Here is a 20,186-nt window from a genome sequence, read left to right as displayed (position 1 = left end):
TTATTCTGTAGGCCTTTATATACCAGCCTCTGGATCGGTCAACTGATCTGAAAAATTCTTATCTGATCGGCATTAGGCTTCGGCCGCCTTTTTATGTTTGCAGATCAACATCTGACAAGTACTATACTGCGTAATAGCAAAATAAAGCAGTTGCACGAGGCTTGTCAGTGTTAGCACAACTCCATCAGGTAGAACAAAGTCTGAACCAGGTTATTCTGGGCAAAAGTAGTCAAATAAGATTGGCGCTGTGTTGTCTGTTAGCCGAAGGCCACCTGCTGCTGGAAGATTTACCTGGTATGGGCAAAACCACTTTGGCGCATGCTTTGGCCAATAGTCTTGGCTTAAGCTATCGCAGAGTGCAGTTTACCAGCGATTTACTGCCGGGCGACTTAGTTGGCCTGAGCATTTATGATAGCCGTTCGCAGCAGTTTCGTTTTCAACCCGGGCCAATATTCAGCCAGGTGCTGTTGGCCGACGAAATTAACCGCGCCAGTCCAAAGACACAAAGCGCGCTGCTTGAAGCGATGGAAGAGCGGCAGGTGTCGGTAGATGGCGAAACCCGGCCATTGCCCTCTCCCTTTTTTGTTATTGCCACGCAAAACCCGCTGTTCCATGCCGGTACTTCAGCTTTACCAGAATCTCAGCTAGACCGTTTTATGTTTCGCTTATCGTTAGGTTTTCCTGAACGTGAAGCCGAACACGAATTACTGCGCAGCGACAACCGCAGCTCAAGATTAAACCTGCTTAGTGCCCAACTCAGCCCGGAGCAATTAAATACTTTGCAGCTTGCGGTAGACAAGATTAACACCAGCGATGCGCTGATAGATTATTTGTTATCGCTGGTAAGCAGCAGCAGACAACGCCGCGATATGCTGCCATTATCGCCACGGGCGTCAAAAGCCGTGCTACGCGCAGCCAAAGCCTACGCCCTGATAAACAGCCGTGATTATGTTAGTGCTGAGGATGTTAAAACGGTATTTCCTTTTGTGGCAGAACACAGGCTGGATCCTACTTCTAATGCCCGTGAATGTAAGTTAAGTGCGATGCTGCTACAACAAACACCATGCCCACTCTAAGCTTGCGCCGTTATCTGTACCAACGATACTGGCGCTGGATAAGCCATTATCTGGACAAGCGCCAGCCTGCTGCCGACAAAGTGGTGCTGACACAAAAGCTGATTTTTATACTGCCAAGCCGTTATGGTTGCTGGTTTATGCTACTGACAGCTTTGTTATATTTACTGGGTACAAATTATCAGAACAACCTGATATTGCTGCTCAGCTATCTGATGCTCAGCCTGTTTTTATTGTGTATTGTGCTAACGTACCAAAATATGAGTGGTTTAACCCTGCAATGCCCCCGAGCAGCAGAATTTTTCTGCGATGCACCGGGTGTCGCCACTATTGCACTGAGTTCTGCTAAAAGCCACTTTATGCTACAGCTTAACTTTATTGATCAGGATGCGCTGACACTGGAGCAACAAGTTGACGCAGCAGCGCTGACAATACAGCAGTCGGTTCGCGGCTGTTATCCTTTGCCACGGCTGAAAATTAGCAGTAGTTACCCTTTTGGCTTATGGCGCAGTTGGAGCTATATCTCTTTACAGCAGCAGTACTGGGTATATCCAACACCCATTGCCGGCCAGCAGCAACAGTTCAGCAACGACGACAGCAAGAGCACAGCCGAACACAAGACTACAGCCCCCTCTGTTGACAGTCTGGCACCTTATCGCAGTGGTGACAGCTTACGTTATCTGTTGTGGAAAAGACTGGCCAGAGATCCCTTCAACCCGGTGATCCGCCAGCAACAGCACAGCTCTGAAGCAGAACCAGACTGGGTCGAAGTTCCAGCTGTCAGCGGTGATGCTCTTGAGCGTGCACTTAGCATTGCCTGCCAGCAATTGCTGGGATTAGAGCAAAGCGGAAATCGCTACGGTTTAAAGATAGCCGGCACTACCATTGCACAGTCAAACGGCCCGGCCCATTTGCAACGCTGTTTACAAGAGCTTGCATTATGTTGACCTCAGCTAATCTGCTACTTTGGGCTGTGTTACAGCTAGCCTTGCTAATCTTACTGCAGGAAGCGTTTGCCTGGTGGATTATTGCCATCTACGCCTTGCTGCTGTTGTATTCGGCAACGGCGGTACTGCAAAAAAGGTCTGCTGCCAGTTTAAAACTGGCCAATATCGTCGCAGCACTCCTTACTCTGGCCTTGCTGCTGAATATGCGCCAGGCTGGCGTATTGCATTTTATGCTGCAAATTTTATTGTTGTCGGCGATTTTACGCTTATTTGCCATGCGTCATCGGCATGAGGCACGGCAATTAGTCTGGGTGCAATACTTTTTGATTGCCAGTTGTTTTATTTTGCATCAGGACATGTTGTTGGCTTTAGTCATTATGCTGCTGTTTGGCGCTAACTGTTACAGTCATTACAAGTTGTTTGCGCCAGCCGGCGCCAGGCTTAATTTTACCCTTACCGGGCGCGCCGTGCTGATAATTCTGCCATTGTGGCTGGGTATGTTTTTGTTGTTTCCGCGGCTACCACCTTTCTGGCAAATCCCGAATGCTAAAATTGCCAGTACCGGTCTGTCTGACAGCCTGGATCCAGGCTCTATCGAACAGCTGGTGCAAGACGATCGCTTAGCTTTCCGGGCTGAATTCAGCGGTACTCTGCCCGAGCGGCAACAGTTATATTGGCGCAGTTATCTGTACGAACACTTTGACGGCCGAACCTGGCAGGTGCATCCACAACGCCGGCAGCAGGCTGTTGCCCCTCCTACCACCGCAGCAGACGTTGCTACAGCAAGCTATCGCATTATCGCCGAAGCCAACCAGCAACGTAACCTGTTCGCCCTTGGCATGCCATATAGCAGCAGCCAAGGGGTTAAAATTGGCAGCGGCGGCCTGATAGTAGCCGACAAAGTCGTTAGCCAACGCTTTAGCTACAGCATAGAAAGTGCACTGGCGCCACTACCACTGCAATCAGAACGTGAGCGAGAAATGAATCTGCAGTTAGCCGCCGGCAACCCGAAAACCAGCGAGTTCGCGGCCGCTTTGCGCCAGCAGCACAACGATACCGAACAATTTATTGCTGCACTGGCGGCATTTTTTAATCAGCAGGATTTTTACTACAGCCTCACGCCGCCTCCACTTGGCCGTGACAGCATAGATCAGTTTTTATTTCAGACCCGTAGCGGTTTCTGCGGCCACTATGCCTCGGCCACTGCCGTGTTGTTGCGCCATGCCGGTATCCCAGCCCGTGTTGTAGGCGGTTACCTTGGTGGCGACTGGCACCCACAGCAAGGCTATCTGGCAGTGCGCCAGCGTGAGGCCCACGCCTGGGTTGAGTATTACTCACAAGGCCATTGGCAACATTTTGACCCGACTGCAGCAGTGGCTCCCGAGCGTATTTTGCAAAGTTTAGATATGAGCTTGTCGGATGACGAGCGCGATATGTTAATACCGTTTTGGCAGCGCTCATCTGTGCTGCAGTTACTCAGCCTACAACTTATGCATCTGGACTATTATTGGTCAGTTTGGGTGCTGGGATTCGACGACAGAAGCCAGCAAGATCTGTGGCGCACTTTACGCCAACATATCCGGCTTATTGCTTATAGCGCCGTAGCTATAGTTTTATTATTGCTGGCGGGCATGGGTTTGTGGCTGCTACACCGTCGCCGTTTAAGTAAACCGCTACCGGCCAAACAACTACTGCTAAAAGCGCTTAAACCGGCACTAAAAAACAAAGCACCGGCACAAAGTGTATCGGCTTGCTTAAATGAGCTTGCTAAGCGCTATCCCAACCATGCCGCCATGTTGCAGCAGCTAGTGCAATATTACGAATTGGCCGTCTATGCCGGCCAGCCTCAGGCAGAGCACAGCCTGAAACGGCTTTTACAACAACATAAATCCAGCCTGGCTGCGTTAAACCGGGCCATTAAGAATACGTAACGCCGTTTGCAGGTGCTCGGCGCAATGAATGCCTAAATCAGTTAAAAAGCCACCGTCGGGCTGGGTTACCAGCCCCTTATCATATAGCCGGTTTATCGCCGCCAGGGCGTCGGCATCGGCTGACTGATGGACTTTGATCCCCTCCATGGCGCTGTCAAGATTAAATAATGTCAGGATGCGGATTTCGGCGTTTAACTCAGCGGATATTGGCATTGCGGTACTCCTTTATAGTTATCTAATCAACATAGTCAGCTATGGCGCAATTGCAACAAGCAGAAATAAAAAACCCGGTGCTTTGTCACTACCGGGTTTTTAATCAACTTACTCTGTTAAGGTTGCTGGTGCTCATTTTGCTGCTTAGCCAGGCGTTTTTCCCAAAAGGTGGCATTGGTAATGCCAAGCTTTACCGGATCAAAGGTGATAGGCCCGCCTGCCTTTTTTTGCTGTTCAAAGTCACGTAAACAGCGCATGGTAGGCTTGTACATAAAGAAAATAAGCAGGATACCCAGCACATTAACCCAAGCCATTAACCCCACACCTATATCACCGATATTCCAGATATAGCCGGCGTTGTTGACGGTACCATAGGCCACCATAAACATTAATATCACTTTAAACAGGATACTGGGTAATTTGTTATTAAAAATCCGGTTTAAATAAGCAACATTGGTCTCAGTGATGTAGTAGTACGCCAAAATAGTGGTAAAAGCGAAGAAAAACAGCGCTAAACCAACAAACCACTGACCAAAATTACCGAACACACTTAGCAGCGCCATCTGGGTAAACGCCGCAGAACCAATTTCAGTATTGGCAGCAACATTTTGCACAATAAATTGGCCTGCAGGCAGCTCACCCACAACATTATACTGCTGCGTGATCAGGATCATCAGCGCAGTAGCGGTACAAACAAACAGGGTATCAACATAGACTGAAAACGCCTGCACTAAACCCTGCTGTGCCGGATGGTCAACTTCAGCAGCCGCGGCAGCATGTGGGCCAGTACCCTGCCCGGCTTCATTGGAGTAAATACCGCGTTTTACCCCCCAACCAATCGCCGCACCAAAACCGGCCTGAGCGGTAAAGGCATCAGATATGATCAGGCTGAACACACCTGGCACCTTGTCCAGATTCAAAAACACCACTATCAGTGCCAACACGATATAACCCAGCGCCATAAAAGGCACCACTATCTGCGTGAAATGGGCAATGCGTTTGATGCCACCAAAGATAATAAATGCCAGCACTATCAAAATCACCGCCAGGGCGATAAGTTTATGGGTACCTACTTCGCCGAAGCTGGTCACCACCATATTGCCATCACCGAAGACTTGCGTTACCGCATTACCCACGGCATTGGCCTGCACACCCGGCAGGAAAATTCCACAACCGATAATCGCCGAGATGGCAAATAAAATCCCCAGCCATTTCCAGCCCAGGCAGCGCTCAAAATAATACGCCGGGCCACCACGGTACTGGCCGTTTTCTTCTACTTTATACAACTGGCCCAGTGTCGATTCGACATAAGCGGTACTAGCACCTAAAAAGGCAACAACCCACATCCAGAAAATTGCCCCAGGGCCACCAAAACCAATAGCCGCTGCCACACCGGCAATGTTACCTACACCTACCCGGCCTGATAGCGACACGGCCAGCGCCTGAAATGACGATATACCTTTATCTGATTCAGTATTGTTTAGCAGCAGTTTGCACATTTCTTTGAAATGTCTCACTTGCGCAAAACGGGTTAAAATTGAATAAAATAAACCGGCACCAAGACACAGATAAATCAGCGCCGGGCTCCAGATAATGCCATTAAGCGCACTAATAAAGCCTTCCATTTCCCTTCCTTATAGTTATATTGCAAAGCGTTGGTTGTTATACGTCAATAATTTGCCACATCAGCGCCACAATAGCTACGCCGTTAACTTAACTGGCGATAATCCGCGGTAATTTTGCCATAACTGGCAATTTCCTGATCATGGGCATCATCGGTCCAGGGTTCGGCCAGTGCCTGCTGATACCAGTCTTGCATTGCTGGTAGCGCCAGCAAATGTTGCAGGTAATTTTTCGCCACTGCAGAAAAGGCCAAATCATAACTTTGCATGCGAAAGGCCACCGGCGCAAAAAACGCATCTGCGGCACTAAACTGCGATCCGGCTAAAAAAGGCCCGCCAAACTGGCTGATACCTTGCTCAAACAGCTCAGATAAACGGCTGATATCCTGTTGCAGCGCTGGCGTGATCTGATGTAATTGCACCCGATGGCCACAACTCATGCCACATATATTGCGCAGCGCAGAAAAACCAGAGTGCATTTCCGCCGCAGCACAACGCGCAAAAGCCCGGGCGTTGTTGTCTTTCGGCCAAACATTGGCATGGCTTTCATATAAAAATTCTGCAATGGCCAGCGAATCCCACACCACCAGCTCTTTTTGTACCAGACAAGGCACTTTACCACTGGGTGAAAAGGTTCGGAATTTGTCAAAATTGCCTTGCTGACTAAAGGGTACCAGTTGCTCTATAAAGGGGATCTGTAACTGCTGCATTAACAGCCAGGGCCGTAGCGACCAGGACGAGTAATTTTTGTTAGCGATATAGAGTTCGCGCATAAGTGGGCTCCCTTTAAGCAGTGATTAAAAATCTGACGGATACGATCAGAGCGCTGAAACAGCTATATCTTATACCCAGTCTTTAACCTGCAACCAGCTAAATTAGCGTAAAAAAACCGCGTAGTATTGCTACTACACGGTTTTGCTCAGGAACTTGTGTCTTATTTGCTATTAAAACACTGCACGAACGCTCAGCGCATAGCGGCGGTCGGTAGTGAAACTCAGCGCCTCAGTTTTTACACCGGCCTGGTTCATCTGGTACTGGGTCTTAGTTTCGGTATTCAGCAAATTGCTGCCTTCAATACCAATTTTCCAGTTATCGTTAATGGTGTAGTAAAAACTGGCATCCAGCATACCTGACGCTTTAGCAAACGCAGGTACGTATTCTTCTGACTCACGTAGCGTTAGCAGGTAATCAGAGCGCCAGGTGTAAGCCAGGCGGAACGATATATCATTCAACTCATACATACCGACGATATTAAAGTTCTTATCGGAATAACCTTGTAACGGCAGACCGGTAAAGACCCGGAATGTATTCCGGTTATCCGTTATGCGTGTGCCATCTTCTTTAAATCCAAGCGTTCCTGCAGCAACTTCGTTTGGATCTTCCAGGCCATTTTGGTCGATATAGGTGAAATTGACCTGTAAACCCAAACCTGCCCAAGCGCCTGGCAGCATATCGTAGAATTGAGAATAGGCCAGCTCGACGCCGCGTAAGGTCCCGGAACCGGTATTGGCCGGGCCATACGCGGTGACATCATAAACTTCACTGCCAAAGGTGACATCCAGATCAAAGGGCCTGTTGCGAATAATGTTATCTAACTTTTTATGGAACAGTCCGGCAGTAACAAAACCAGCAGTGGCAAAATACCATTCAGTCGTAAGATCGAGGTTAATAGACTCTTCGGGTTCTAGATAAGGGTTACCCGCCAATGCGGTTACGTTGATGTTTTGCAAACCGACAACCGGGTTGCTGCCTTCAGAGTACTCTTCAGCCGGGTTTTGTAACACCCGGTTATAATCCAGCTCCAACAGGCTTATGTTGCGTGAGTCAACCAGGCTTGGATAATGCAAACCTTTCGAAGCAGCAAAGCGGACTACAACATCTTCGCTGACGCCGAAATTCAGGTTCAGGCTGGGCAACAAGGTATCGTAGTCGGTACCATCAACCGTGCTCAGGATAGATTCGCCACCGGCTAAATCATAGTACCGTCTGTATTCCGGCTGTTGCATAACGGCGTTCAGCGAAGTGCCCGGATCGCCCCGTTTCGCCAGCGTAGGCTGTACCAGAGCACCGGTCGATTTCAGCTGATAGTTGACATAACGCAAACCAATATTACCTTTAATAGGAATATCCAGATCTGCCAACTCAAAATCGCCGCGTAGATAAAACTCTGTACGTTGCTCATTGGAAGAACTGATGTTATGCGCAGCAAAAGGCCCTTCTACCCGGTTTGGTCTGTCGACATAGGGTACGTGCAACCCGCTACACACACCATCGTTGGCAGCACTGACCGTTGCATTGTTCCAGCCCTCCTGACACCCACGGTATAACGAGTTCTGAAAATCCTTTACCAGTGACATTTTGGGGAACAAAAAGCTGTTAACATCGCCAAGCAATACCTTACCATTGTAGTAATTGGCAAAATCGACGACTTCAAACAGTTCAGGATGTAACGACGCGGCGGCAGCATTGCGATCAGCCTGAACCCAGGGCGTGCCAATCGCCAGAAAGCCTTCATAAGCCGTATCACGCACGGTTAACTCTTTATCCGAGTAATAGGCCCCTGCAGAAACGGACGTAAAAACACCATCCAACTCATACTTCAGGTCAAACTGAAAGGTATCTGCTTTAGCAGTGTTGTGCTCTTCCTGCTCCATACCGGTACCAAGAAACAGATTAGGCACCGGACCATTCCATTCCTGATGTGGCGACAACCCCGGCGTCTGAATATTGTTACTTAATACTTCAACCGTTGGCCGGCTGCCTCGCATATCTAGAAAATAAGGGAACACCGCATATACGCTGGAACCACGGGTTTGACCAGACATGCTGTAATTGTGCACAATTTTTTCTGAATCAATATACTGGTAGTCAAACTCCATACTTAACCGATCGGTAGGTTTGTACTTCAGGTTAAACGAGGTATCTTTAACGGTGTTCTCGTTGTAATTCCAACGCGTCCGGTAAAAGAATGGCACCTCTGGTTCGATCCCCAGGGCGATACCTGAGGTAACAAAGCCATTTTCAACGGTCAACGGATGGCCATTTGCGGCGTCATCCCGCCAGTTTTGTGAAATACCCATCCAGCTTTTAAAGCCCTGGGCCGCTTGCCCCAACTGACGTTCTTCCCACTCCAGCGATGCTTTAGAGTTAATATGCTCTAACGTAGCCACAATAGTGTTGTCGCTATTGGCCCATTGTAACGATGAAGTGATACCGGTACGTTCACGATCGTTGTCTGCAGTGCTCATATGGATCGCCGCAGGCACATGCCAGATGCTGCCTGCCGGTTGTCCCGGCAATGCCGGACCATCTAGCGGAGAGCTTGGGTCCATATCAATAATGCCGCCCCAGGCGTCGGTAACCGGGATAAACGCATCGCCTCGTGAATGGAAGTTTCCAAGACCGATGCCGTCACCACGGGTTTTATACTCAGATTGCGAAGCCGCAATTAGAAAACCAAACTTACCGGCATTGGTTTCCCAGCTGTCAGAGAATAATGCGGAAAACGATGGGGTTACTTCTTCACGAAAATCGCCATAGTTGGCTTTAGCGTTAAAAGAGAATACGCGCTTGTCTGAATCAAAGGGTTTACGGGTGATCAGGTTAACGGTACCGGCAATACCGCCGGAAATCAGATCTGCCGTCTGGTTTTTCACTACCTCTACAGCGCCGAGCAATTCAGCCGGAAAGTCTTCATAGCTTAAGCCACCCCAGGGATTAGCACTAAACGCATCCCGGCCATTAACCTCGGAGCGCACCCGATCTAGGCCGCGCACCAATACGCCGGTGCCTTCATCAGCATAATGCTTGGGATCATTTGACGATGCAAAGCGTTCTATTGTTACGCCAGGCACACGCTGCAGCGCTTCGGTAACAGACTTGTCCGGCAAAGCGCCAATATCAGTTGCAGTGATCAGATCTTTTACCGTATCGGCATAACGTTTCAGGTTTTGTGCACTGTTTAAGCTGCCACGTATACCTTTTACCTCTATCACCTCTACCGGCTGTGTCGTATTTTGCGCAATGACATCGCTGTCATTTTGCGGTGAAGTTTGTGCTATAGCTGCAACCGGAGCCAAGCCCAATAGTGCAGCAGAAATAGCCAGGCTGAGTCTGGCCCGTTTAATACCTTTGTTACAGCTAACACTGAGTATTTCAGACATGATGTAGTCTCTTCTGTTCTTGTTTTATTCCGTTCAGCTCTGCCTGCAGCGCAACTACCGGCAAAACCAATATTTACTTGTCTCATTCTTCCTGGTTAAACCTGACATCACTACCAAATACGCCAGACTCAAATGTTACTTTGTACCATGCAGGGCGAAAAGTAAACACTTTAAAGTGAAAAAACCGTCACATATAGCAAGCAGTTCTAGACTTTATTATCTTTATTGCTTATTAATATGTTACCAAGTAACAAGAAGTGGGGCTTAAAGTGCGCGGTTTTTTCTATTTTTTACTGGTTATTTTCACTGGCGCGAGCTGCGTCTATGCCGACCCTTTGCTGCTACCGCAACCTGGCGCGGTACAAGCAAAACCCGGCCAGTTCCGGCTCGATGACAGCGTTGTTTTTAATCCGCCCTCATCAGCTGCGCTAACAGTCGTGGCAAAGCGCTTTGCACAGCGGCTGCAAAGGCAAACCGGCATAAACTTGCAACAGCAAGGCACTGGCAGCAGTAAACGGCTTAACTTCGAGCTGACGGGCGCAAGTTCTGCGATACCACCGCCTGATATGCAAGAGCAGTATCAACTTTCGGTTGATGCACAGCAAATCACCCTGCGGGCCGTGAGCCCGTTTGGCTTAAGCCGCGGTATCGAAACCTTGCTGCAACTGATCCAACATGACAGCAGCGGCTATTACCTGCCACACCTTGAGATCAGTGATGCGCCCCGCTTTGCCTGGCGGGGCCTGTTGCTGGACCCAGCCCGGCGTTTCTTACCGATAGATGTGCTATATCGCCAGTTAGATATTATGGCGGCGGCAAAATTAAATGTGCTGCATTTGCACCTGACCGACGATCAAGGTTGGCGGTTTGAGTCAAAAGCCTTTCCTTTACTTCATCAGATAGGTGGTCAAGATGGCTTTTATAGCCAGCACGAGCTAAAACAGCTGGTGGCTTATGCCGCCGGGCTTGGTATCCGCGTAGTACCAGAAATTGATTTGCCCGGCCATACCACAGCGTTAGGCGCGGCTTATCCGCACTTAATGGCACAAGCCGGCCCGGCGGCACCTGAACGGCACTGGGGCGTGCACCCTGCTGTACTAGACCCCAGCAAACCGGAGGTGTATCAGTTTATTCAAACTCTGCTAAGCGAAGTAGCCAACGTCTTCCCCGATCCCTATCTTCATATCGGCGGTGATGAAGTGATGCCGGATCACTGGTTACAATCGGCGGATATTGCCCGTTTTATGCAACAGCAACAATTGGCGACGCCGCAACAGTTGCATTCTTATTTTAATCGTCGGCTGCAACAGATTTTGCAACAGCTAAACAAGAGCATGATTGGCTGGGACGAAGTACTCGACAGCGAGGTGCCAACCTCGGTGTTGGTGCAGTCGTGGCGCGGCAGAGAGTCGTTATATAAAGCGGCTCAAGCTGGTCATCCGGCAATATTATCTACCGGCTTTTATCTGGACCAGCCACAATTTGCCAGCTTTCACTACCGTAATGATCCGCTACCAAAACCGGCAACATCGCCAGATCTTAGCCAGTACCACAGCCTTGGCCACTGGAAGTTTGAACTGGCGCGTAAGCGCGGTGCTGCGGTAAAAGCAGAGCTGATGCTACTAAGCGACAACAACGGCTCCAGCACGTTAATTTTGCAATTTGCCGGCCGTAACGCGCGTTATATCGACAGTTTTAGCCTCAATGCCAATTTGCTTGAGTTTGACAGCGATAGCTGGATGGGGCCTGTTCACGCCAGATTGGTTTTAGATTCCGACGTATCCGGTGAGGTTGTGGTGGGCAATGCCGCCTATACTGCGACTGGCCAACAGTTACATCAGGCGGCGCCTTTGCACGTTGCTAACCTAAATATCAGCCCGGACGCTGCGGCTAATATTCTCGGTGGCGAAATTACACTGTGGGGAGAGCTGGTAACGCCAGACAATATCGATATCCGGCTGTGGCCGAACGGCTTTGTCGTCGCAGAGCGGCTCTGGTCCGCTGCGGAAGTATCCGATCCTGACAGCCTGTATCAGCGACTGACGCACTTTAATCGCTGGGCAACACTAAACGCTGGTGTAGCAACAGCAGCACAGCAACAGGCCGGTTTAGCTCGGTTAGCCACACCGGCTCAGGCTGATGTTTTAGCCACACTGACAGAAATACTGGAGCCGGCGCACTATTATCATCGCTTGCACGAGAAATCAGTGGCGGGTTTATATCATGCAGATGCGCCGTTAAATCAACTGGCCGACTATCTGAGTGCTGAACAGCCAGCACTGCGCCAATTCACTGCTATGGTGCACGCCTGGCTTAAGCAAAAAGAGCCCGGCACCCTGCACGCATTATTGCTGCAACTACAACATTGGCAACAGGCTGCTGAGCAGCTGCAAGTGGTCGCCGAACCAACAGCAGCGCTCGTTAAACGCAGCCAACGTCTATTGGAAGTAGCAATAAACACGCTGCAGCAATATCAGCAACAGGGTTACATCAGCCTGCAAGTTCAGCAGGCGCTGCAACAGCAATTGTCAAACGCAGCCAGCATAGAGCAGGAAATCATTATCGCGTTGCACCGGCCACTGCGCCTGTTACTGCAGCATTTAGCGGTAAGCCGGCAATGGGTAGCGCCAGGCACGTTTAGCGCATCGGCCGAAGGTCCGGCTTTTGATAGCAAGGGCAATTTGTATGCGGTAAATTATGGCACTGACGGCACCATTGGTAAGGTCAGCCCTGATGGCAACGCCAGACAATTATTACAACTGCCGGTGGGCAGTATTGCCAATGGTATAGTGTTTGATCAGCACGATGTGATGTATATGGCTGACTATACCGGTCATCAGGTGCTGCGCTATCAGCAGGGTAAACTTAGCGTTCACGCCAGCGAGCCTTTGATGAACCAGCCAAACGATCTGGCAATACTGCAAAACGGCACCCTGTTTGCCAGCGATCCAAATTGGCAAAACAGCAGCGGCCAGTTGTGGCGTATCGATACAGACGGCAGCAGCCACCTGCTGGAAAATGCCATGGGGACAACTAATGGCATTGCCGTCAGCCCGGATCAGCAATTTTTATATGTTAATGAAAGCGTACAACGCCGTATCTGGCGCTACCGGCTGGGTAATGGTGGAACATTGTCGGAAAAAACCCTGTTTGCCAGCTTTTCTGATTATGGTTTAGATGGCATGCGTACCAATACAGAGGGCGACTTGTTTGTCGCCCGTTATGGCAAAGGTACTGTGCTGCGACTCAATGCTGCCGGGCAAGTTGTCGCCGAGTACCGGCTACAACATGCTTTGCCAACTAATGTTGCCTTAAGCCGGACCGGTCCTGAACGGCTGTTTGTTACTATTCAGCAATGCGGTTGTATCGAAGTTATCGATTTATAACTCTGCCACAGCGGCTGCCGGATGGCAGCCGCTAAGCAAAAGGCGACTCGACTATAGGCCACAATGGCCGGCTTAGTTTACGGTAGGCGTTACGTACCGGATCGCTCGGATAAGGCGCGCCGGCATCAACATAAATTATTTTTGCTGCCAGTGGCGCAAAGCCCTGATAAAAATGGTTGGTCGACTTTACCAGCAATAATTGATACTGCTGCGGTTCAAGCTGTAAAGCCGTAAACAGGCTGGGATCAAAAGACTGACAGCGATTAGAATTTAAAATCACCTCAATTCCGGCAAAACTTATCACCGCACAGTCGCCCATCGGCACTTCGCTACCGGCAAAATACTGCACGGCATTGCGCTGTAGTCGTTGCACTGTTACCTGAGCATCCAGCGGCTCGCCAGCTGTGGCACAACTTTTACCACCAAAGCGCAACATGATACTGGCACCTTCACCGGCGGCAAAACACAGCTTTACCGCCATCGGATCCCAGATAGTTCCCACCGCCACCTTACTGATACCACGGCGAATAATTTCTGCCAAAATCAGGGTGCCATCACCTGCGACACCGCCGCCGGGATTATCCCAAACATCCGCCAGTACCACGGGCCCGGAAATCATAGCGGCGTCATCCAGCGCAGAGCCAATAGTAGCAAAAGCCGGTAAGGTCTTACCGCGAAATGAAAACAGTTCCATGCCAAGCTGCTCAGCCAACTGTGCTGCACGCTGCGGTTGATTATTGCTGATAACTAATAACTGCGTGCCCATTTCCGCCACGTCTCCAGCCATAAAGCCGTGGATCACAGAAATAGACAATATATCGTCCTGCCCTTCCAGCAGACTTAACTTGTCGACAAAAGAGCGCATTGGCTCACGGCTGGTTGGCAAGACATCAATCATACGGCAATCAAAACTGCGCATTACCGGCTGATATTGTCCGCGCACCGTGGCTACACTAAGCGCCACCAGCTCACGGGCCCGTTGCATAAAATCCAAATGCGGAAATTCTTTAAAGGCAATCAACAGATCAGCGCTGTTAAGCCGCTGCCGGGTTAAATGACTATGCGGGTCTAACGTGGCTGCTATTACCACCTTATCGCCGGCGATTTGCCGCACTTTATGCAGCAAGTCACCCTCACAGTCATCATAACCCTGTGCCACCATAGCACCATGCAACCCCAAAACGACAGCCTGCACCGGTAAGGCAGCACGCAGTTGTGTCAGTATTTCATCACGTAAATACTCATACGATTGCCGGTTTAATAAACCGCCCGGCTCAGCCCAGGCACAGCTGCCTTCGATAACCTCGATACTGCTGTCCACCGCGCTTAGCTCGCGGCAGGCAATCAGCGGCGCACTGCATAGCGTCGGGGTCGCAGGATGTTGTCCCGGCGGTGCATAAAAACACTGATAGAAGCTATCCAAATCAGTATACATTGGCGAGAAGGTATTCGTTTCTGTTGCCAGCGAAGCGGTAAAAATGCGCATAGGTCCTCTTTAATTCGACGTCAGAGATGACGTACTGATGCTGCTGCTGTCATGCTGGGCTGTTTGCCCCTCTCGCTGAGCGGTTATAAGCGCCAGTGCCTGGCTGCGGCTACGACGGTTGTGCCGGGTTAGCAGGCTGACACCTACAGCACAAACCGTGGCGGCTATTAACGCAGGGATTACCGGGTTCCCCCAAAAAGCCAGCCAGTTCGGGTTAAGCAGTACCAGCAGAGACACTAATACTGCACTGACTATCGCGGCTAATATGCCACTTGCATTTAACCGTGGCCAAAATCGTCCTAACACACAGCTGACAAACAGCCCGGACATTAACGTGGCGATCATCGCGCTGATATAGCGGATAATATCGTCGGCATACAGTGCCAGTAACAGTGATAATGCCGACACCAGCAAAACACCGTAACGGGAGTAACGTACGACCTTGTTTTGTTGCGGCATACTGCCAAAGGCGCCGTAGTACAGATCGCGGATCAGTACTGAAACCGCCGCAATCGCATCAGAACTGGCGGAAGATAACGTCGCCGAAAGGCCAGCCAGCAACACCAGCATCGCGATAAATGGCGGCAGCAATACTGTGATTAACGCCGTGAAGGCATGCTGATGATTTGCCAGATCCGGCAACAATTGGCTGGCAACAATACCTAACACTGCCGGCAAAACTGCAAACATCAGATACACCAGACCGGCGCAACCAAATGCACGCCTGATGGCCGACACACTGGCACCGGCATAGATACGCTGTCGAAATGACGGCGCGGCCATTACGCCTACCGCCACCACAACCGCCAGCGATAACGCTGGCAACCAACCGGGACTTTGCATCGTGCCCTGCTGCTGTGCGGTATCGACAATTTGTTGTAAGGAAGCAAAACCACCACTGCTTTGCAACACCACCCAGGCCAGCAATAAAAAGCCGGCAAATAAAATCAGCGCCATCAGGCTGTCAGTCCATACTACCGCCCGATAACCGCCAATTAATACATACAGAGTGAATATACTGGCCAGCAGCCATTTTGCCGCGACCAAATTAAAGCCGGTAGCCCAGGACAGATACAAAGCGCCACCAAGAATATGCGCGCCCAGCCAGCCCAGCGAACAAAGAAAAATCAATATGGCGCTAAGATGTTTTACCCAAACATTAGCACCGGCATAATAACTCAGCTCTTCGCTCATCGTCATAAAACGCAGTGCCCTTAGCGGCGCAAACAGCCAAGCAGTTAACAAAATGCCGATGGCACCACCTAAACCATACATCATACCAGCCCAGCCATGCAGGTACGCGTAACCAACCGCCCCCATACTGGTGCCGGTGCCTATCATGGTTGCCACTGTGGTACCAAAGGTTAAGCCGGATGACACCTTGCGCCCGGCTAATAAAAAATCGTCACCACTTTGCTGACGACGCGACGCGACATAGCTGATAGCCAGCATCAATACTACGTAACCACACAGGCCCCACAGCAACAGCTGGCTAGTCATATCAGCCCCTGTCATCACGATAACAGGTCAAATCCACTTCGACCTTACAATCCACCACTAAATCGGCTACCGCACAGATCCGCGCGGGTGGCGCATCTGCAAACAGCTGGCGAAATACCTTATTAAAGCTGCTGAAATAGCGCGCATCGGTAAGATACACTTTGACATGCACCACGTCGGCTAAGCTATAACCTGCATGTTGCATGATGTCGATACAGTTTTGCAGCGCCAGTTCGGACTGTTCGATAATGCCGCCTTCAACCACTTCACCATCGCGCATCGGGGTCTGGCCAGAGACATACAACCAGCCGCCGGCCTCAACAGCTTTTGCAAAGGGCAGTTTTTGACCACCGGTGCCGGTACTTTCATCGACACCATAACGTTTGATTGGCATAAGGTTAATCTCCCAACGGTTGGCGCTCATCGCCACCACGGTGACTGTCCAGTGACAGCTTGACCCGGCGCAGCTTATCGCGTGATTTTCGTTTGTTCAGCTTGGCAACTTCGGTCGCCAGCACATCGATAATGGCTAACATGGCATAGCGTGACGCTGAGGGTTTATAAATGAAATCAGATTCCGGCGCCTGCAAGCCCAGTGTGATGTCAGCATTGGCTGCCAGCGGCGAACCCGGCCGGGTAATAGCAATCACTTTGGCTCCGTATTGCCGGGCTATCGCTGCCGCATCAATAATTTCAGCGGTATTACCGGTCAGCGAAATAGCCACCACCACATCCTGTGGTTCAACTGAAGCGGCCACCATTCTGGTTAACACACCATCCTGATAACTGCTGACCGGCATACCAAAGCGAAACAAGCGGTATTGCAACTCTTGTGAGCCAATAGAGGAGCCACCGCCCATACCAAAGCAAAAAATCATTCTGGCTTGTTGCAGATAACTCACCGCAAGATGAATATCAGCTTCAACCAGCAACTTACGGCTGATATCAAGCGTATTTTTAATCGCTTCATATACGCCCTGAATACCATCTAAATCTGGGGTTTCTTCGACAAAACGTTGGCCGACTGCCAATGATTGCGCCAGTTTTACTTTTAACTGCCGCACGTCTTTGCAATCTACCGTGCGGGCAAACCGCGTGACAGTGGCCTGACTTACGCTGGCGGCATCGGCTAAACGGGCAATGCTCATTTCAGTGGCAGCCTTAACATTGTCCAGGATCAGCTGCGCAACCCGCTGTTCAGATTCACTCATTTCGACAAAGCGTTCAGATATGCGCGACAGCACATCAATTTCATAGCTCATAGTATTGGTTTTCCTGCTTTGTTACTCAGTAACACTTGTAAAAGTAACACAATCTGATATATAGAAGATACTTTGTACCATCAAATGCAAAAAGTAAATAGTAAAGTCAGTTTGTTACGGTGTTTTAGCCAATAAATTAGTACAGCATCCATATTAGGGGTATGACAGTGAATGTTATTAAGTACCACAAAATAGAACACAAATCTGCCTGCATTGTTGCTGGCTCGGCGCCAAACGTGTTTAAAGAGCAGATTAGCCTGCCCGCTCTGTTGTTAAAACAAGAGGCCGCGCTGCACAATATTGACTGGATGCAGCGCTTCGCCAACCACAGTAAGGTACTGCTGGCACCACATGCTAAAACCAGTATGACGCCCTGGCTGTTGCAGGCTCAGCTGGCTGCCGGAGCCTGGGGGTTGACAGTGGCAACGCCCTATCAGGCATACATAGCAGCAGAAGCCGGAGCTCGTCATATAATATTGGCCAATCAGTTGGTTGGCGCAGCGAATATAGAAATCATCAGCTCCTTGCTGGCTGCTGGCATCGAGATATTTGTGTTTGTTGATAATGCTGACAATGCGATTACATTGTCGCAGGCTTTCGCCGGCCGCAATCAGCTATTACCGGTGCTGATTGAGCTGGGCGGCGTAGCTGGCCGTTGTGGCTGTCGCGATAATCAACAAGCTTTGGCGCTGGCGCAACAAATAGCCCCCTTGCCCGGCCTGGCGCTGGCGGGCATCAGCTTTTATGAAGGTGCTGTGGCACATGACGATAACAGCAACAACATAAAGCGCTTTATTCAGCAGGCGGCGGCTCTGGCCAAGGCACTGTTTCGCCAGCAACTGTTGCAATATAAGCAAATGGTACTCAGCGGCGCAGGCTCAGCCTGGTATGACATCGTGGCGCAGGAGTTAAACCGGGCAACGCTGCCGGACGATATGCTGGTGGTATTGCGGCCAGGTTGTTATGTTAGTCATGATCATGGTATCTATCAGCAAGCTCAGTTGCTGGTACAGCAACGTTGCGGTTTGGCAAACCGGCTGGGGCCGCCGCTACAAAATGCCCTGGAAATTGCCGCCTATATACAGTCATTACCTGAAGATGGTCTGGCCATCATCGCCTGTGGCAAGCGGGATGTCGCCTTTGATGCCGGCCTGCCTGCAGTAGTAGCTGTGTATCGTGCTGGCAACATACTGACCACTCTGGCCACACCGTCCAGTACATTTCGCATTATGGATCAGCACTGCTTCTGGCATTACCCGCCACAGCTTAAACCGCAGGTTGGTGATATCGTTTTGCTGGTAACGTCACATCCCTGTCTGACATTCGATAAATGGCGCAGCCTGTGGCTGACAGATAATAACTATAATCTGCTGCAGCAACTGCCAACCTTTTTTTGAGCTCAGCTAAACGTTACTGCTCTGCAGCAGTGTTTCCAGACACTGCTGCTTAATACCGTAAAAAGCCTTAAGCTCAGTAATCTGTTGCAGTACTTTGCTGTTATCACGCGCCTGGCGGCGCTTAGTCGCTAATATCATCTTATTCTTGCTGGTATGCTCCAGCGAGATAAACTCAAACACTTTAGTGTCATAACCCTGAGCCTCAAGCAACATAGCCCGCAGGCTGTCGGTAAGCATTTCAGCTTCCTGCCCCAAATGAATACCATAATTCAGCGGGCCGGCCAGTACCGCCGGTGGCGTTAATTGTGGCCGCAGTTCTTTGTGGCAACACGGCGAGCACATGATGATCTCAGCGCCGGTGGCTATCCCCATGTGAATGGCGTAGTCGGTTGCGATATCACAAGCGTGTAGCGCAATCATCACATTAATGCCGCGGGCTTTAAAATGTTTAACATCCCCCTGCTCAAACCGGATACCGGCCAGGTCCAGTTTAGTTGCGGTGTGGTTGCAATGATCCACCAGCGCCTGGCGCAACTCTACGCCGGTCACCTGTGCCGCAAGGCCAAGGCTATTGGTCAGATAATCATGTACCGCAAAGGTCAGATAAGCTTTGCCCGAGCCAAAGTCGGCTATGTGCAGCTGTTGTTGTGACGCCAGGCCACTGTCGGTAACGGCGCCGGAAAATATTTCGATAAACTTGTTTATCTGCTTCCATTTGCGTGACATAGCCGGAATAAGTTGCTGCTCTGCGTCGGTAACACCTAGTTCACGTAAAAATGGCCGCTCCAGCGTTAAATAGCGTTGTTTTTCCCGGTTATGCTCAACGGTAGCGACTTTTACCTCAGTGTTGAGTTTTTTAGCCTGAATTAACGCCTTACCTTTCTTACTGATGTTAAGTTGTACTTCCTGTTGTTGGGTAAATAGGTTAGCTGCGCTGAACTCAGTAGCAATAATGCGCTGTAGCTCAGCCAGTGCAGCCTCAGCAGTAAAATTCTTACTTTGGTCGTTAGTCTGATATTTATAAGTAAAACTGAGTTGCCATTGTTGTTTTAACAGCACCGGACGAACTTGCAGCTGTTTGAGAGGTTCAGCACCTTTGTATTTACTTAGTACCAACTTAACTAATTGCTGCTCGCTGATAGCGGCGCTAAGCTGAGCAAAAAATGCCTCAAGTTGCGGGTTTTGTAACGGCGGCTGTGACATAAC

14 protein-coding genes are annotated in these 20,186 nt (G+C 50.0%); 5 read left to right on the top strand and 9 right to left on the bottom strand.

Annotation, left to right across the window (positions count from 1 at the left end; genetic code table 11):
- The first annotated feature begins 167 nt into the window (after window positions 1-167).
- From MN202_RS18250 to MN202_RS18240, 3 genes are read left to right on the top strand one after another with little or no spacing between them, the layout of a single operon-like run.
- Window positions 168-1,076, top strand: coding sequence for an AAA family ATPase (locus tag MN202_RS18250; protein ID WP_335737578.1), 909 nt, complete (start codon window positions 168-170; stop codon window positions 1,074-1,076).
- Window positions 1,064-2,020 (top strand): DUF58 domain-containing protein, encoded by a 957-nt coding sequence (locus tag MN202_RS18245; RefSeq protein WP_335737577.1) that lies wholly within the window; start codon window positions 1,064-1,066, stop codon window positions 2,018-2,020. Before MN202_RS18250 ends, MN202_RS18245 begins: the two co-directional genes overlap by 13 nt.
- Entirely contained in the window at window positions 2,014-3,951 is a 1,938-nt protein-coding gene (locus MN202_RS18240; RefSeq protein WP_335737576.1) for a transglutaminase TgpA family protein, read from the top strand. Before MN202_RS18245 ends, MN202_RS18240 begins: the two co-directional genes overlap by 7 nt.
- Here the strand turns inward: MN202_RS18240 and MN202_RS18235 are convergent.
- The 4 genes from MN202_RS18235 to MN202_RS18220 form a co-directional block, all read right to left on the bottom strand.
- A complete protein-coding gene (locus tag MN202_RS18235; protein ID WP_335737575.1) occupies window positions 3,925-4,164 on the bottom strand; it encodes a TIGR02647 family protein in 240 nt (79 codons plus the stop codon). The two genes, MN202_RS18240 and MN202_RS18235, sit on opposite strands and share 27 nt — an antisense overlap.
- Window positions 4,165-4,280: 116 nt before the next feature.
- Window positions 4,281-5,789: an alanine/glycine:cation symporter family protein gene (locus tag MN202_RS18230; protein ID WP_335737574.1), complete on the bottom strand. Its 1,509-nt coding sequence runs from the start codon at window positions 5,787-5,789 to the stop codon at window positions 4,281-4,283.
- 83 nt (window positions 5,790-5,872) lie between these two features.
- A complete protein-coding gene (locus MN202_RS18225; protein WP_335737573.1) occupies window positions 5,873-6,559 on the bottom strand; it encodes a glutathione S-transferase family protein in 687 nt (228 codons plus the stop codon).
- A 171-nt stretch (window positions 6,560-6,730) separates the two neighbouring features.
- Complete coding sequence (locus MN202_RS18220; RefSeq protein ID WP_335737572.1) at window positions 6,731-9,949, bottom strand: TonB-dependent receptor; 3,219 nt, start codon at window positions 9,947-9,949, stop codon at window positions 6,731-6,733.
- Window positions 9,950-10,218: 269 nt separating this feature from the next.
- Between MN202_RS18220 and MN202_RS18215 the strand changes: the two genes are divergently transcribed.
- Window positions 10,219-13,335 (top strand): family 20 glycosylhydrolase, encoded by a 3,117-nt coding sequence (locus MN202_RS18215; RefSeq protein ID WP_335737571.1) that lies wholly within the window; start codon window positions 10,219-10,221, stop codon window positions 13,333-13,335.
- A 31-nt stretch (window positions 13,336-13,366) separates the two neighbouring features.
- Here the strand turns inward: MN202_RS18215 and MN202_RS18210 are convergent, their stop codons facing one another.
- Genes MN202_RS18210 through MN202_RS18195 form a run of 4 tightly spaced genes read right to left on the bottom strand, consistent with a single transcriptional unit; the run spans window position 13,367 to window position 17,583 of the window.
- Window positions 13,367-14,821 (bottom strand): M81 family metallopeptidase, encoded by a 1,455-nt coding sequence (locus tag MN202_RS18210; protein WP_335737570.1) that lies wholly within the window; start codon window positions 14,819-14,821, stop codon window positions 13,367-13,369.
- Between the two features lie 9 nt (window positions 14,822-14,830).
- Window positions 14,831-16,321: a sodium:solute symporter family protein gene (locus tag MN202_RS18205; protein WP_335737569.1), complete on the bottom strand. Its 1,491-nt coding sequence runs from the start codon at window positions 16,319-16,321 to the stop codon at window positions 14,831-14,833.
- Between the two features lies 1 nt (window position 16,322).
- Window positions 16,323-16,715 (bottom strand): RidA family protein, encoded by a 393-nt coding sequence (locus MN202_RS18200; protein ID WP_335737568.1) that lies wholly within the window; start codon window positions 16,713-16,715, stop codon window positions 16,323-16,325.
- Window positions 16,716-16,719: 4 nt separating this feature from the next.
- On the bottom strand, window positions 16,720-17,583 hold the full coding sequence (locus MN202_RS18195) for a MurR/RpiR family transcriptional regulator (RefSeq protein ID WP_335737567.1): 864 nt from the start codon (window positions 17,581-17,583) through the stop codon (window positions 16,720-16,722).
- 167 nt (window positions 17,584-17,750) lie between these two features.
- On the opposite strand from MN202_RS18195, the gene MN202_RS18190 reads away from it, so the two are divergent.
- Window positions 17,751-18,980 carry a type III PLP-dependent enzyme domain-containing protein gene (locus tag MN202_RS18190; RefSeq protein WP_335737566.1) on the top strand — a complete coding sequence of 410 codons (1,230 nt, stop codon included), beginning with the start codon at window positions 17,751-17,753 and terminating at the stop codon, window positions 18,978-18,980.
- Between the two features lie 6 nt (window positions 18,981-18,986).
- On the opposite strand, the gene MN202_RS18185 is transcribed toward MN202_RS18190, so the two are convergent.
- Window positions 18,987-20,183 (bottom strand): class I SAM-dependent methyltransferase, encoded by a 1,197-nt coding sequence (locus MN202_RS18185; protein ID WP_335737565.1) that lies wholly within the window; start codon window positions 20,181-20,183, stop codon window positions 18,987-18,989.
- Window positions 20,184-20,186 lie beyond the last annotated feature (3 nt).

Origin of the sequence: Rheinheimera muenzenbergensis, assembly GCF_036984005.1 — a bacterium.
In the GTDB taxonomy this organism is placed as follows: Bacteria; Pseudomonadota; Gammaproteobacteria; order Enterobacterales; family Alteromonadaceae; genus Alishewanella; species Alishewanella muenzenbergensis.
Note: the sequence above shows the minus strand (reverse complement) of the source record. Positions and strands in the feature narration are given on the sequence as shown.

Coding starts and splice junctions, on each gene's coding strand:
- MN202_RS18185 (WP_335737565.1), bottom strand. CDS start 20,183: ATGTCACAGCCGCCGTTACAAAACCCGCAACTTGAGGCATTTTTTGCT.
- MN202_RS18220 (WP_335737572.1), bottom strand. CDS start 9,949: ATGTCTGAAATACTCAGTGTTAGCTGTAACAAAGGTATTAAACGGGCC.
- MN202_RS18240 (WP_335737576.1), top strand. CDS start 2,014: ATGTTGACCTCAGCTAATCTGCTACTTTGGGCTGTGTTACAGCTAGCC.
- MN202_RS18200 (WP_335737568.1), bottom strand. CDS start 16,715: ATGCCAATCAAACGTTATGGTGTCGATGAAAGTACCGGCACCGGTGGT.
- MN202_RS18245 (WP_335737577.1), top strand. CDS start 1,064: ATGCCCACTCTAAGCTTGCGCCGTTATCTGTACCAACGATACTGGCGC.
- MN202_RS18225 (WP_335737573.1), bottom strand. CDS start 6,559: ATGCGCGAACTCTATATCGCTAACAAAAATTACTCGTCCTGGTCGCTA.
- MN202_RS18205 (WP_335737569.1), bottom strand. CDS start 16,321: ATGACTAGCCAGCTGTTGCTGTGGGGCCTGTGTGGTTACGTAGTATTG.
- MN202_RS18195 (WP_335737567.1), bottom strand. CDS start 17,583: ATGAGCTATGAAATTGATGTGCTGTCGCGCATATCTGAACGCTTTGTC.
- MN202_RS18210 (WP_335737570.1), bottom strand. CDS start 14,821: ATGCGCATTTTTACCGCTTCGCTGGCAACAGAAACGAATACCTTCTCG.
- MN202_RS18230 (WP_335737574.1), bottom strand. CDS start 5,789: ATGGAAGGCTTTATTAGTGCGCTTAATGGCATTATCTGGAGCCCGGCG.
- MN202_RS18235 (WP_335737575.1), bottom strand. CDS start 4,164: ATGCCAATATCCGCTGAGTTAAACGCCGAAATCCGCATCCTGACATTA.